Here is a 13,589-nt window from a genome sequence, read left to right on the forward strand (position 1 = left end):
GCTTTGGCCCGGCCGGAATTTCGGCGGGGTATAACGAAAAGCGCGCGGCGCGTGCCGCGCCTTCGCCTGCCGGCACGCGCGAGCCCGCGCGTGCCGGCGTATCGACGAATCGGGTCTGTCATGTCGCATTCCGGCCATCCCGCGGGACCGCTCACGCTCCGCGTCAACGGTGACGAGCGCCGCGTCCCCGACGCCGCGCCCGACACGCCGCTGCTGTTCGTGCTGCGCAACGATCTGGCGCTGAACGGCCCGAAGTACGGCTGCGGGCTCGGCCAGTGCGGCGCCTGCACCGTGCTGGTGGACGGCCTCCCGGCGCGCTCGTGCGTGGTGCCGGCCGGCGCCGCCCACGGCCGCGAGGTGACCACGCTCGAGGGGCTCGGCACGCTCGACGCGCTGCACCCGATCCAGCGCGCGTTCATCGACGAGCAGGCCGCGCAGTGCGGCTACTGCCTGAACGGCATGATCATGAGCGCCAAGGCGCTGCTCGATCGCGATCCGTCGCCCGACGACGCGGCGATCCGCGACGCGCTGCGTTTCAACCTGTGCCGCTGCGGCACCCATCTCGAGATCGTGCGCGCGGTGCAACGCGCGGCGCGTTACCTGCAACACGACGATGAACGATGAATCGACGGCGGCCGCGCTGGCGGCGAACGCGGCGCGGCCCGACGCTGCCGCGCCGCCAGCGCGCCGCGCCTGGGCCTATGGCTGGCCGGTGGCCGGCACCGAAGGCGACGCCGAAGCCAGGTTCGAGGTCGAGGCCGTGCTGTCCGCGCGCGCGACGCTCGCCAGCTGGCGCTATCGCGCGCGGCTGACGGCGGCGGCCGGCGCGCGCACGCTGCCGGTGTCGCCCGGCGGCCCGGCGCCGGCGCTGCCGTTCGTCTATCGGCATGCCGAACTCGCTGTCGAGATCGAGGATCCGGCGCGGCGCATGCCGGCGCAGGCCCATGTGTTCGCGCGCGAATCGGCGCTCGACGAATGCGCGGCCGAGTGGCGGATCGATCCGGTCGAGCTGCGGCTGCGCCAGCTCGATCCGGTGCGCGACGCCGGTGCGCACGAAGTGATCCGGATGGTGACCGAGCGCGCGGCGTGGCGCGTGCCGGGCGCCGCCCGGCCGTCGCCGGCCTCGCCGTGGCTGCGCGGGCGCGGCTTCGCGTTCGACGGACGCGGCGATCAGGCCGGCAACGCGCTAGACCCCGCGCTCGACACGCGGCCCGACTGGACCGCCTGGGTGGTCGATATCGACGTCGATCCGGCCACCGGCGACGTCGCGCTGCGCCGCGTGGTGGCCGGGCAGGGCACCGGCCGGCCCGGTTCGCCGGAGGCCGCGAGCCTGTCGGGGGTGCCGGCCGCGCGGCTCGCGGCGGCCGTCTCGCGCGTGCTCGGCGCGCGTCACGCGGCCCACCACGCGCATGACGAGACGGCGCCGGCCGACGGTTCGCGCGGCGCGCTCGCGCATGCGCTGCGGCGCGCGCAGCGGCCGGGCGAACTCGAGGCCGCGGTCGAGGCCATGGACGCGGCGGATGAACCCGCCGACCTCGACGAAGCCGAGCGCGAGCGCCTCGAACGCGCCGTGGCGCCGGCCGCCGCCGCGATCGCCAATGCGCTCTACGACGCCACCGGGGTGCGCTTTCGCGCCCCGCCGTTCGATACCGGCACGATCCGCGACGCGCTGGCCGCGCACGACCCGCGCGCCGTGCCGGCCGAACGCCGGCCGTCCGCCGCGCGGCGCTGGCGCCGCTGGCTGGCGGGCGGCGGCATCGGCGGCGTGGTGGGCGGCCTGATCGGGCTGGCCGGCGCGCTGCTGCCCGGCCCCGCGCCGATCGCGCCGCTGCCGGCCGGCAGCATGGGCGGCGCGCCGGTATGGAGCGCCGAGACGCTCGCACGCGGCCGGCTGGTCGCGCTGGCCGGCGACTGCGCGGTCTGCCATACGGCGCCGGGCGGCCGCACCAACGCGGGCGGCTTCCCGCTCGACACGCCGTTCGGCACGATCTATTCGACCAACCTCACGCCCGATCCCGAGACCGGCATCGGCAGCTGGTCGTACCCGGCGTTCGCGCGCGCGATGCGCGAGGGCATCTCGCGCGACGGCCGCCACCTGTACCCGGCGTTCCCGTACACGGCGTTCGCGAAGCTCAGCGAGGCGGACCTGCTCGCGCTCTACGCCTACCTGATGTCGCAGCCGGCCGTGAAAGCGGCGCCGCCGCCCACGCGCCTGCCGTTCCCGCTGAACCAGCGGCGCCTGGTGGCCGGCTGGAACTGGCTTTATCACGACCCCGCGCCGTACCAGCCCGATCCGCAGAAGTCGGTGCTCTGGAACCGCGGCAAATATCTGGTGGACGGCGCGGGCCACTGCGGCGCCTGCCACTCGCCGCGCAACGCGCTCGGCGCCGAGCAGGGCGGCTTCGCCTACCTGACGGGCGGCAGCGCCGAGGGCTGGGACGCGCCGGCGCTGGTGGCCGCCTCGCACGCGGCGCCCGTGCCGTGGACCGAGGACGCGCTGTTCGATTACCTGCGCACCGGCTTCTCGCCCGAGCACGGCGTGGCGGCTGGCCCGATGGCGCCGGTGGTGGCCGGGCTTGCCGAACTGCCCGAGGGCGACGTGCGCGCGATCGCGCATTACCTCGCGTCGCTGTCGCCGAAGGTGGACGAGGCGGACGCCTCCGCGGCCGCCGCCACGCGCGCGGCGGGGGCCGATCCGCTCGCCACGCTCGGCCTCGAAAACGGCCGGCGCGCGTTCGACGCGGCCTGCGCCGTGTGCCACGCGGCCTCGGGCGGCGTCGGCCACTTCGGCGTGCGGCCGCTGATGGGGCTCAACACCAGCGTCAGCCACGCGAACCCCGACAACCTGCTGCGCGTGCTGCAGAACGGCATCGCGCAGCCGGCCACGGCCGCGCTCGGCTACATGCCGGCGTTCCGCGACGCGTTCGACGATCGCCAGATGGCCGAGCTGGCCGCCTACATCCGCCAGCGCTACGCGCCGGACCAGCCGGCCTGGCGCGACCTGGAGGCGGCGTCGGCGCGGCTGCGCGCCGAGGGAGCGCCGCATTGAACGGCGGGCGCCGCGGGCCGCCGGCGGCGCGGAAGGCGCGGCGCCGGCGGATGCCGGGTGGCGCCGCACACCGCACGCCGGCGCGCCCGTGACGCAATGCCCCAGTACCTCAGTACAATGCGCGGATTCCGTCAACCGCCGTTCCTCGCGCCTTCCCGCCGCCGCCGATGCCGCTTCCGACCATACCGACCGCCCCGTTCTGCCCCGCCGAAGTGAAAGGCAGCATCACGATCGATGCGCGCGCATCGTGGTTCGCGAAGCTGCGCCGCTTCGCCGGGCCGGGCCTGCTGGTCGCGATCGGCTACATGGATCCCGGCAACTGGGCCACCGACATCCAGGCCGGCTCGCAGTTCGGCTACGCGCTGCTGTGGGTGGTGGCGTTCTCGAGCCTCGCGGCGATCTTCCTGCAGATGCTGGCCGCGCGGCTCGGCCTCGTCACCGGCCGCGATCTCGCGCAGGCCAGCTACGAGCGCTACGGACCGTTCGGCAAGTGGCTGCAGTGGGTGACGGCCGAGATCTCGATCATCGCCTGCGACATCGCCGAGGTGCTCGGCTGCGCGCTCGCGTTCAAGCTGCTGCTCGGCGTGCCGGTGGCCTGGGGCATCGTGCTGACCGCGCTCGACACGGTGATCGTGCTCGGACTGCAGGGCAAGGGCTTCCGCCAGATCGAGGCGATCGTGCTGGGCCTGATCGGCACCATGGCGGCCTGCTTCGTCGCGCAGGTGGCGATGGTGCCGCCCGACTGGCACGCGGTGGCCGCGGGCCTCGTCCCCGGCGATCCGGGCCACGACCGCAAGGACGCGATCGTGCTGGCGCTCGGCATCATCGGGGCCACCATCATGCCGCACAACCTCTACCTGCATTCGTCGGTGGTGCAGACGCGCCGCGTGGTGGGCGGCGCGGGCGGGCCGATCCGCGACACGCTCGCGATGGTGCGCGTCGACACCTGGGTCTCGCTGCTGGTCGCGATGTGCGTGAACGCGGCGATCCTGATCCTGGCCGGCGCCGCGTTCCATGCCGCCGGGCACACCGGCGTGACCGACATCGAGCAGGCCTACCAGCTGATCACGCCGCTGGTGGGCGGCGGCGCCGCGGTGCTGTTCGGCATCGCGCTGCTGGCCTCGGGGCAGAGCTCGACGCTGACCGGCACGATCGCCGGGCAGGTGATCATGGACGGCTTCCTGCAGGTGAAGATTCCCTGCTACCAGCGCCGGCTGATCACGCGCGCGCTGGCACTGGTGCCGGCGCTGATCGGCGTGCTGGTGCTCGGCGACGGCGCGGTGGGCAAGCTGCTGGTGTGGAGCCAGGTGCTGCTGAGCCTGCAGCTGCCGTTCGCGATGTGGCCGCTGATCCGCTCGGTCAGCGACGACCGGCTGATGCAGGGCAATGCGATCGGCTGGCCCGCGCGGCTGTTCGCGTGGCTGCTGTTCGCCGTGATCGGCGGCACCAATCTGCTGCTGATCACGGGCGTGATCGGCTGAGCGGGCAGGGCGCGGCGGCCTGCCGCGCCTCCCTGGCGCTGCGGTATGCTGCGGGTTCCGCCGCCGCATGCCGGCTCGCGCCATGCGAGGCCGAGCGCCGGCGATCACAAAAAGGAGCGTGAGAAGATGACGGAGATGGTCGATTGCGTCGTGATCGGCGCGGGAGTGGTCGGCCTGGCGGCCGCGCGCGCCGGTGCGCGACGCGGCTGGGAGACGGTGATCGTCGAATCGGAAACGATGATCGGCACCGGCACGAGTTCGCGCAACAGCGAGGTGATCCATGCCGGCATCTATTACCCGGCCGGCTCGCTGAAGGCGCGGCTCTGCGTCGAGGGGCGCGAGCAGCTTTATGCGTTCTGCGAGGAAAACCAGGTGCCGCACCGGCGCAGCGGCAAGCTGATCGTGGCCGCCGAGGAGGCGCAGCGCGGCACGCTGGCCGACATCGAGGCGGCCGCGCGCGCCAACGGCGTGACCGACCTGCGGCGCCTGAGCGGCGACGAGGCGCGTGCGCTCGAACCGGCCCTGCGCTGCGTGGCGGCGCTCGAATCGCCGTCCACCGGGATCGTCGACAGCCACGCGCTGATGCTCGCGCTGCTCGGCGACGCCGAGCGCGCCGGCGCCGTGATCGCGTACCGTTCGCCCGTGATCGGCGGGCAGGTGCTGCACGACGACGGCGGCGGCACCGCGATCGAACTCGAGGTGGGCGGCGCCGAGCCGATGACGCTGCGCGCGCGGCGCGTGGTGAACGCGGCCGGGCTCCACGCGCAGACCGTGGCCGGCGTGCTGCGCGGGCTGCCGCCCGAATCGGTGCCGCGCGCACGCTACGCCAAGGGCAATTATTATTCGCTGTCGGGCCGCGCGCCGTTCTCGCGGCTCATTTATCCGGTGCCGGAGCCGGGCGGGCTTGGCGTCCACCTGACGCTCGATCTCGCCAACCAGGCGCGCTTCGGCCCCGACGTGGAATGGATCGACTCGATCGATTTCCGCGTCGATCCGGCCCGCGCGGTGCGCTTCTACGATGCGATCCGCACCTACTGGCCGGGGCTGCCCGACGAAGCGCTGCAGCCGGCCTACGCCGGCGTGCGGCCGAAGCTGGCTGAGCCGCCGGGCGGCGTCGACGATTTCGTGATCCAGTCGGCGCGCTCGCACGGCGTGGCCGGCCTCGTCAACCTGTACGGCATCGAGTCGCCGGGGCTGACGGCCTCGCTCGCGATCGCCGGACAGGTGATCGCGGCGCTCGATGACGACGCACGGTGACGGTCAACCCAACATCAACCACGAAAGGACGACGATGATTCACGAGATGGCGAGGATCGAGGTGCAGGCGGGCAAGGAAGCGGAATTCGAGGCCGGCGTCGAGCAGGCGGTGCCGCTGTTCCTGCGCTCGCGCGGCTGCATCGGCGTGGAGCTGCACCGCACCGTGGAGCGGCCGGCCGAATACCTGCTGCTGGTGCGCTGGGAAACGGTCGACGATCACATGGTGCATTTCCGCGAGTCGGAGGAATACCAGGCCTGGCGCGCGCTCGTCAGCCCGTTCTTCGCGGCGCCGCCGTCGGTCTGCCACACCGAGATCAAGGTCGGGCCGGCCACGCGCGCCTGACCGATCCTGCGCGCGGCGGCCGGGCTCGCGGCTGCCGCGCGGCACGCGCATGACCCGTCATCGGGCCGTTGCCAGCGGTGCCGGGCCTTGCACCCGCGTTCCCGAGCGATTCCGCCTCAGCCCGTCTTCAGCCTGAAGACGCGATTCTTCTCCAGCGCCCCCGCCGTGTAGGCTTTCCCGTCCGCCTTGCCGCCGTCCGCCGTCGCGGGCCGCAGGTGCTCGTCGTCGAGCGCCGGGCCGGTGTAGCGCCCGCGCGGCCGGATCACGCGGCCCACCCGCAACTGCTCGATGCCGTGCGCGAGCAGGCCGACGCTGCGCGCGATCGAGAACAGCCCGAACGCCGCGTCGTCCGGCAGCCCCAGCTGCGCCGCGAGGATCGCCAGCGCGACGTCGATGTTGGGCTTGAGGCCCGTCAGCGCGGTGACCCTGTCGATGAACGCGCCCAGTTCGCGCGGCGGATCGAGCCGCGCCAGCAGCGCCTGCGCGCGCGGATCGCCGTCGGGGTAGAGGTGGTGGCCGAAGCCGGGGATCGGGATCGCCGAGCCGAGATGATGGCCGACCACGTGCTCGGCGCCGAGCCGCGCGACGTCGTCGAACATGGCGCGCACGCGCCGCGAGGCGTCGCCGTGCAGCGGGCCGGACAGCGTGGTGAGGCCGGTCAGCAGGCAGCCGGCGAGCGGCGCGCCGGTGGAGGCGGTGATGCGCGCGGCGAAGGCGGAACTGGTGACCTCGTGGTCGGCCACCAGCACCATCGCGCGGCGGATCAGGTCGGCGCCGGCCGCGTCCTGCCCCCAGCCGGCCGCCAGCCGCTCATGGGTCCCGCGATGCGCGCCGTGGCCGTTCGCGCCGAACGCGAGCGACACCACCGCGACCAGCCGACCCGCCTCGGCGTGCAGCGCGCTGTCGAGGCGGCCGAGCGTGGAATGGCCGTGCGCGGCCAGTGCGGCCAGCGCCGTGAACGCGCGGCTGCGGCCTGGTTCGCCGTCGGGCGGCGCGGCGTCGGCGAACGCGAAGGCCACCGGCGTCGGCGAATTCCACAGCAGCGCGGCGGCGTCTTCCAGCGTGGCATGTTCGGCCAGCGCGATGCAGTCGCGGCCGCGATACCAGGGCCGTCCCTTCGAGAAGGTGGTGAGGCCGCTGTAGATGCACGGCTCCGCGCCGAAGATCGTGCCGGCCGCGAGCGCGGCGCGCTTGCGGCCGACCTGCTTCCTGCGGCACAGCGCGATCACGTCCTCGGCCCGGTAGAGGCTGCGGCGCGGGTCGTGCGGGTCCGGCATGACCGCGATGCTGCCGCGGCTCGCGTAGGCATAGACGGTCTGCGCGCGCACGCCCAGTTGCCGGGTGGCTTCGGCCAGGGTGATCCAGTTCGACATGACGGGCTGCCTCGATGCAGGAAACGGCATGCCGGCTGCGTACCGGCATGCCCCGACTATAGACCGCTTTCAGCTGAACGCCATCTGCGCCGGGCGCCGTTCGAGCACCTCGACGAGGATCTCGCCCGGCGCCTTCACGAAGCAGCCGCGCACGCCGGCGCGGATCGGCTGGATCGGCGCGACGACCCGCGCGCCCGAGGCGAGCAGGTGCGCGAAGGCGGCGTCGAGATCGTCGACGCATACGCCGATGTGGTCGATGCCCTGGCGCGGCGCCGCGCCATCCGGCGTCGCGGCGCCGGGCTCGGCGAGCGGCGTGATGAACAGGTTGATGGTGCCGATGCGCAGGTCGACGCGTCCCGGCCGCCGCACGATCTCGGCGTTCAGGCAGCGCGCGAACCAGGCGGCGGTGGCCTCGGCGTCGGCCGAGCACAGTTGCAGGTGATCCCAGGAGAATTCGATCATGGTGAGTGGCGTAACAGGCGGGTTCAGAGTTCGATGCGCGAGAGCTTGCCGAGCAGCACCGAGTACGACAGCGTGCCGACCAGGCAGATCGCGCCCATCAGGTTCAGCGCCCAGAAGAAGTTGCCGGTGTGCTGGGTGACGTAGCCGATCATCAGCGGCGTGGTGACGGCCGCGATGTTGGCCGCGAGGCTCGTGATGCTGCTGGTGAGCCCGACGTACTGCTTCGGCGCGATCTCCGAGACGGCCGCCCACGACATCGAGCCGATGCCCTGCGCGAAGAACGCCACGGTCAGCACCGCGATCACCACCGCGTTCGACTGCACGAAGTTCACCAGCATGATCGAGGCGCCGAGGAACGTGCCGATCATCAGCGGCGCCTTGCGCGCGGCCGACACCGACACGCCGCGGCGGATGCAGAAGTCCGACAGGAAGCCGGCCAGCAGGATGCCGAGCGTGGCGCCCACGAACGGCAGCGCCTGGAAGAAGCCCACCTTGATCATCGACATGTGGCGTTCCTCGACGAGGTAGGTCATGAACCAGGTCGTGAAGAACACCAGCAGCGTGTTGTTGCAGAACTTGCCGAGGCAGATCGCGAGGATCTGGCGATAGCCGAGCAGGCGCAGCGCCATGCGCCAGTCGAAGCGCTCGCGCGGCTTGCCCGCCCTCGTCGCGACCGGGCGGCCCTCGTTGATGTGCTGCAGCTCGGCCGCGTTGGCCGAGGCATGTCGCGACGGGTCGCGATAGAGCCGGAACCAGATCGCGCTGAACACGATGCCGAAGCCGCCGGTGGCGAAGAACACCGCGCGCCAGCCGAACGCGGTCGAGACCCAGAGCAGCAGCCCCGCGAACAGCGGCGTGCCGATGTACTGGCCCATCACGTAGACGCTGGTGGCGAAGCCGCGCTCCTGCACCGGGAACCACAGCGTGACGGCGCGCGCGTTGGACGGGAACGCCGGCGCTTCGAGCGCGCCCATCGCGAGCCGCGAGCCGAGCAGCATCCGGTAGCCCAGCGCCATGCCCTGCGTGAGCGTGGCGAGCGACCAGCCGAGCAGCGACAGCGCATAGGCCGCGCGCGAGCCGAGCACGTCGGCGAGGATGCCGGCCGGCAGCAGCGCGACCGAATAGGCCGCGCCGAACGCGGCGAACAGCTCGCCCATCTGCACGCGCGTGAGGCCGAGTTCCTTCGACAGCGCGGGGGCGACGATGCCGAGCGCGGAGCGGTCGACGTAGTTGAGGATGGTGGCCACCAGCAGCATCGAAAGGATGAAGTAGCGCACCCGCGTGCGCCGGGCGGCGCTGGCCTGGGCGGCGTGGTCGTGCAGCGGGGCCTGCCGCGATTCGGCGATTCTCATGTCTGTCTCCTGATCGTGGGCCGGATCTTGTTGTTATGGCTCCGGCCGGGGGCGGGTCAGCCGCGGCCGACGAACGGCATCGCACTGGCCATGATGGTCATGTTGAGGATGTTCGCCTCGAGCGGCAGCCGCGCCATCTGCACCACGGCGTCGGCCACGTGGGCGACGTCGAGGCGCGGTTCGGGCGCGAGCCGGCCGTCGGCCTGCAGCACGCCCTGGTTCATCCGCTCCGTGAGCGAGGTGGCGGCGTTGCCGATGTCGATCTGGCTGCAGGCGATGTTGAAGGGCCGCCCGTCCAGCGCGAGCGACTTCGTGATGCCGAGTACCGCGTGCTTGGTGGCCGTGTAGGCGATCGTGTTGGGGCGCGGCGCGTGCGCCGAGATCGAGCCGTTGTTGATGATCCGGCCGCCCTGCGGCGCCTGCCGCCGCATCAGCCGCCACGCGGCGCGCGCGCAGAGGAACACGCCCGTCAGGTTGGTGGCCACCACGTCGTTCCAGAACGCGAGCGTGTAGTCGTCGAGCGGCACCGCGCCGGCGTTGCGGCCGGCGTTGTTGAACAGCACGTCGAGGCGGCCGAACTCGCGCTCGAGGTGGGCGAACGCGTCGTTGACCGAGCTTTCGTCGGCCACGTCGGCGGGCACCGCGAGCGCGCGGCCGCCGGCCTCGGCGATCATCGTGCGCGTCTCGTGCAGCGCCTCGGCGCGGCGCCCGAGCAGGGCCACCGTGAAGCCCGCGCGGGCCAGCGCCACGGCGCTCGCGCGGCCGATGCCGGAGCCCGCGCCGGTCACCGCGGCGAAGCGCGGGGGCTGCGGTTGCGTGTCTTGTTGCGTGCTGGGTCGCATGGCTGGTTCTCGTTCCCGGGCTGATGGAGATGCGAACAGAATTGCACCGGCCCGGAATGCGCGGCAATCTTGATTCTGTCAATCAACATGCGAGGGCCTGCCGCGAGGGGCCGGCCTCAGGGTTTTCCTGACTCCTTGCGAGGCGGGGCGGGAATGGCGCAGGCCGCCGCCGGGGTGCCGGGCGTGCCGCCGGATGTTGATTGATTCAATCAACATTGACCCGTGGCGGACCCGCTTCGTAGGATGTGGCCGAATTCAGACCCGAGGAACCCACCATGTCCGATTCCCCCATTCCGCGCCTGCTCGTCGCAAGACGGATTCCCGCCGCCGTGGCCGCCCGCGCCAAACGCGAATTCAACGCCTTCGTGACCGAGGCGGACATGGACAGCGCGTCCGTGGTCGACTTCTGCCATCGGTACGCGGTGCCGGCGGTGCTGGTCGGCAAGAAGTCAGGATTGCAGAAGGAACACGTCGACGCGCTGCCGCCGACCGTGAAGATCATCGCCAACGCGAGCGCCGGCGTCGATCACATGGACGTGGCCGCCGCCCGCGCGCGCGGCATCGCCGTGACCAACGCGCCTGACGCGCTGACCGAATGCACGGCTGATTTCACGATGCTGCTGGTGCTGGCGGCCTGCCGGCGCGCGTCCGAATACGAGCGGATCGTGCGCGCCGGCTGGGGCAGGTCGTTCGGCATGACCGAGATGCTCGGCACGCGCGTCCACGGCAAGACGCTCGGCATCGTCGGCTTCGGCCGGATCGGGCGCGCCGTGGCGCGGCGCGCGCGCGGCTTCGGGATGCGCATCGCCTACACCGACCGGCAGCGTGCCGAGCCTGCGGTCGAGGCGGGCGCGACCTTCCACGCGAGCCTCGACGCGCTGCTGCCGCATTGCGAGGTACTGACGCTGCACGTGCCGGGCGGCGGCGCGCCGCTGATGACGGCGCGCGAATTCGCGCGGCTGCCGAAGGGCGCGGTGTTCGTGAACGCGGCGCGCGGCGGGCTGGTGGATGAGAACGCGCTGCTCGACGCACTCGGCTCGGGGCATCTGTTCGGCGCCGGGCTCGACGTCTATCGCAACGAGCCGAACATCGACGCGCGCTTCGCGGCGCTCGACAACGTGTTCCTCACGCCGCACATGGCCAGCGCGACGATCGAGACGCGCGACCAGATGGGCTTCACCGCGCTCGACAACGTGGCGGCGGTGCTGGCGGGCGAGGCGCCGCCGAATCCCGCCTGAGCCCGCGCGGCGCATGGCGGGCAGCCGGCGGCGGGCCGGACCCCGAAGCCCTGCCGCCGCCCGTGTGGCACGGAAGCGAAGACCCGGTTGCGTCGCTGACGGACCGGGTTTTTTTCATGGAGCCGGCACGGCGAAACAGGCCGAGGAGTCACGGATTTTCCATGGGGACGTGCGGCGAGGCATTCGATTCCGCCGCCGAGTACGAGGCGACACCTCACGGGGCCTGCGGCGTCGCCGGGAAAGCAGCGGCAAATCAAGCCGCCGTTCGGGAGCGGACCACAAGGCGTGACGCGAATCAACGTCGGCACGGTCGAATCTGTCAGATTTTCCGGATCGGAAAAACGTGAACGCCCGGACGGGCCTGCGTTCGAAGGGGCCGGCGATGCCGCCGCGACGGCGTCGCCGTTCGCGGCCCGGCTGGTGGCCGAGCGGCGAACGGCGCAGTCGGGCCGCTTGCATGGAGGAACAGGGAAATGAAACGAAGCAGATCGGCGGGGTGGGCATGATGCATCGCGACAGGATTCCGATGGCGCGAATCGGCGCGGCATGGCGCCGGCCGTGGCGCGTGTTCGCGCTGCTCGTGCTGCTGGTGGCGTCGCGGCAGGCCCTGGCGCAGTTCACCTGTACCGGTACGGCCGAGGTCATCCAGGTGCCCATGCAGTTCCAGATCACGGTGCCGAGGGATGCGCCGGTCGGCACCGTGCTGGGTACGTGGGCAAGCACGCCGGCGGACACCGGCTATTTCTCGTGCACGAAAGAGGTTACGGGATCGTCCGGTACGGGATTCGAGCCACTCTCGCTGACGAAGTCCGGATTGACGATTCCGGCTCCCGACGGCGTGAATCTGACGGTCTGGAATACCAACGTGGCCGGTGTCGGTCTCGCGATCGAGGTGCGCACCTACGCGAACATCTGTGGCTGGACCGGCTGGCGCGACCTCGGAACCCCCGACACGAACTGGTATCCGTCGCCGTGGGCGGGGGTGCCGTGCAACGGGGCAGGCACCATCACGAACGGCGGGCAGGTGAGGGCTGCCTATGTGAAAACCGGACCGATGCCGGGCGGCGCGACGCCCAGCGTGGTGATGCCGGGCATTGCGCTCAAGGCCGCGTCGATGACGAGGCAATCGGCCAGCAATCCCTACCTTCCGGACCTGTCGATCGCCAAATCGTTTGCGATCTTGCCGGCCGCGATCTTCGTGAGGGCCTGCACGACGCCGGATCTGGTCAATGTCGATCTGCACACCCACTGGCTCTCGGAGTTCAAGGGCATCGGCTCGGCGACACGCCCGGTCCCGTTTTCCGTGACCTTGACCAACTGTCCCGCCGGGCTCGCCAAGATCCAGTATCAATTCATCCCGGTCAGCCCCGTGCTCGATGCGGCCAACGGCGTGGTCGCGCTGGCGATCGGCTCGGGGGCAACCGGCGTCGGCCTGCAATTGACGGACGCCGATGGCTATGCGTTGAAGTACAACACCACCTATACGCTCGCCGGTTACAACCCGTCGGCGGGCGGCTCTTACTCGATCGGGCTCAACGCGGCCCTGTTCCAGACGGCGGAAACGGTAACGCCGGGCAGCGTGATCGGACTCATGACGTTCACGATGATCTATCAGTGACGCGCCGTGCCGGTTCGGGCCGCCGCCGGCTGGCGTGCCGGCGGCGGCGATGCGCTCGAGATCCCCGAGAGCGGGCGCGATGCCGCGATCGATTTCCACCGGCGCCGGCTCGGCTTCGGGATCGCCGCATCCCGCCAGGCGGCCGGCACCTTCCTGCGCTGCGAGGCGGGCGGCGCGCGCCACGGGCTCGTGCTCGGCGAGCGCGCGAACCGGTCCGGCGTGGACAGCGCGACGTTCGAGTTGCGCGAGGCCGCCGGACTGACGACCGGCGTCAATTTCACGGGCGCCCAAGGCTGGCGCCGCGCGCCGCGCCGAACGCGATCGTGGCGGGTGAGCCGCCATCGCGGCTTCGACGCGCCGTGCGGCGGCCGCTTCGAATACGCGATCGAGCCCGGTGACGGCCACGGCGCCGCGCGGTATCGCGAACTGTCGGCGCGGCAGGACGGGCCGCGGACGACGGGCTGGCGTACCGAGTTTCCGCCGTGCTTGCCGCGATTCGGCGGCAGGTGCCCGACACCCAACCCGCACGCAACCCACGACACCCAGCCGGCACGCGCGCAGCGGGCGACCGCAG

At 72.0% G+C, this 13,589-nt stretch carries 13 protein-coding genes; 8 read left to right on the forward strand and 5 right to left on the reverse strand.

Annotated features, from left to right (window positions below; all coding sequences use genetic code 11):
* Positions 1 to 120 precede the first annotated feature (120 nt).
* The 5 genes from bpln_RS05725 (at position 121) to bpln_RS05745 (ending at position 6,130) form a co-directional block, all read left to right on the forward strand.
* Entirely contained in the window at positions 121 to 624 is a 504-nt protein-coding gene (locus bpln_RS05725; protein WP_042624369.1) for a (2Fe-2S)-binding protein, read from the forward strand.
* The gene (locus tag bpln_RS05730) at positions 614 to 3,049 is read left to right on the forward strand and encodes a cytochrome c (RefSeq protein WP_055138293.1); all 2,436 of its coding nucleotides are present in this window, start codon (positions 614 to 616) and stop codon (positions 3,047 to 3,049) included. The genes bpln_RS05725 and bpln_RS05730 overlap by 11 nt, the downstream gene beginning before the upstream one ends.
* 167 nt (positions 3,050 to 3,216) lie before the next feature.
* Entirely contained in the window at positions 3,217 to 4,530 is a 1,314-nt protein-coding gene (locus tag bpln_RS05735) for an Nramp family divalent metal transporter (protein WP_042624371.1), read from the forward strand.
* Between the two features lie 126 nt (positions 4,531 to 4,656).
* Positions 4,657 to 5,787: an NAD(P)/FAD-dependent oxidoreductase gene (locus tag bpln_RS05740; RefSeq protein ID WP_055139456.1), complete on the forward strand. Its 1,131-nt coding sequence runs from the start codon at positions 4,657 to 4,659 to the stop codon at positions 5,785 to 5,787.
* A gap of 34 nt (positions 5,788 to 5,821) precedes the next feature.
* On the forward strand, positions 5,822 to 6,130 hold the full coding sequence (locus tag bpln_RS05745) for an antibiotic biosynthesis monooxygenase family protein (protein WP_042624372.1): 309 nt from the start codon (positions 5,822 to 5,824) through the stop codon (positions 6,128 to 6,130).
* 116 nt (positions 6,131 to 6,246) lie between these two features.
* On the opposite strand, the gene bpln_RS05750 is transcribed toward bpln_RS05745, so the two are convergent.
* From bpln_RS05750 to bpln_RS05765, 4 genes are all read right to left on the reverse strand, one after another.
* Positions 6,247 to 7,503, reverse strand: a complete 1,257-nt coding sequence (locus bpln_RS05750) for a citrate synthase (protein ID WP_055138294.1) — start codon at positions 7,501 to 7,503, stop codon at positions 6,247 to 6,249.
* A gap of 69 nt (positions 7,504 to 7,572) precedes the next feature.
* Entirely contained in the window at positions 7,573 to 7,965 is a 393-nt protein-coding gene (locus tag bpln_RS05755) for a VOC family protein (protein ID WP_055138295.1), read from the reverse strand.
* 23 nt (positions 7,966 to 7,988) lie between these two features.
* Positions 7,989 to 9,317, reverse strand: a complete 1,329-nt coding sequence (locus bpln_RS05760) for an MFS transporter (protein WP_055138296.1) — start codon at positions 9,315 to 9,317, stop codon at positions 7,989 to 7,991.
* A 56-nt stretch (positions 9,318 to 9,373) separates the two neighbouring features.
* Positions 9,374 to 10,159, reverse strand: a complete 786-nt coding sequence (locus tag bpln_RS05765; protein ID WP_042624376.1) for an SDR family oxidoreductase — start codon at positions 10,157 to 10,159, stop codon at positions 9,374 to 9,376.
* Between the two features lie 275 nt (positions 10,160 to 10,434).
* Here bpln_RS05765 and bpln_RS05770 point away from each other — a divergent pair, with 275 nt between their 5' ends.
* From bpln_RS05770 to bpln_RS05775, 3 genes are all read left to right on the forward strand, one after another.
* The gene (locus bpln_RS05770) at positions 10,435 to 11,397 is read left to right on the forward strand and encodes a 2-hydroxyacid dehydrogenase (protein ID WP_055138297.1); all 963 of its coding nucleotides are present in this window, start codon (positions 10,435 to 10,437) and stop codon (positions 11,395 to 11,397) included.
* A 285-nt stretch (positions 11,398 to 11,682) separates the two neighbouring features.
* The gene (locus bpln_RS35105) at positions 11,683 to 11,874 is read left to right on the forward strand and encodes a hypothetical protein (protein WP_148653937.1); all 192 of its coding nucleotides are present in this window, start codon (positions 11,683 to 11,685) and stop codon (positions 11,872 to 11,874) included.
* Positions 11,855 to 13,015 (forward strand): fimbrial protein, encoded by a 1,161-nt coding sequence (locus bpln_RS05775; RefSeq protein WP_244132091.1) that lies wholly within the window; start codon positions 11,855 to 11,857, stop codon positions 13,013 to 13,015. The genes bpln_RS35105 and bpln_RS05775 overlap by 20 nt, the downstream gene beginning before the upstream one ends.
* On the opposite strand, the gene bpln_RS35110 is transcribed toward bpln_RS05775, so the two are convergent.
* A complete protein-coding gene (locus bpln_RS35110; RefSeq protein WP_148653938.1) occupies positions 13,009 to 13,296 on the reverse strand; it encodes a hypothetical protein in 288 nt (95 codons plus the stop codon). The genes bpln_RS05775 and bpln_RS35110 overlap by 7 nt on opposite strands.
* Between the last annotated feature and the right edge of the window lie 293 nt (positions 13,297 to 13,589).

The sequence above is a fragment of the Burkholderia plantarii genome (assembly GCF_001411805.1).
Taxonomy (GTDB): Bacteria; Pseudomonadota; Gammaproteobacteria; order Burkholderiales; family Burkholderiaceae; genus Burkholderia; species Burkholderia plantarii.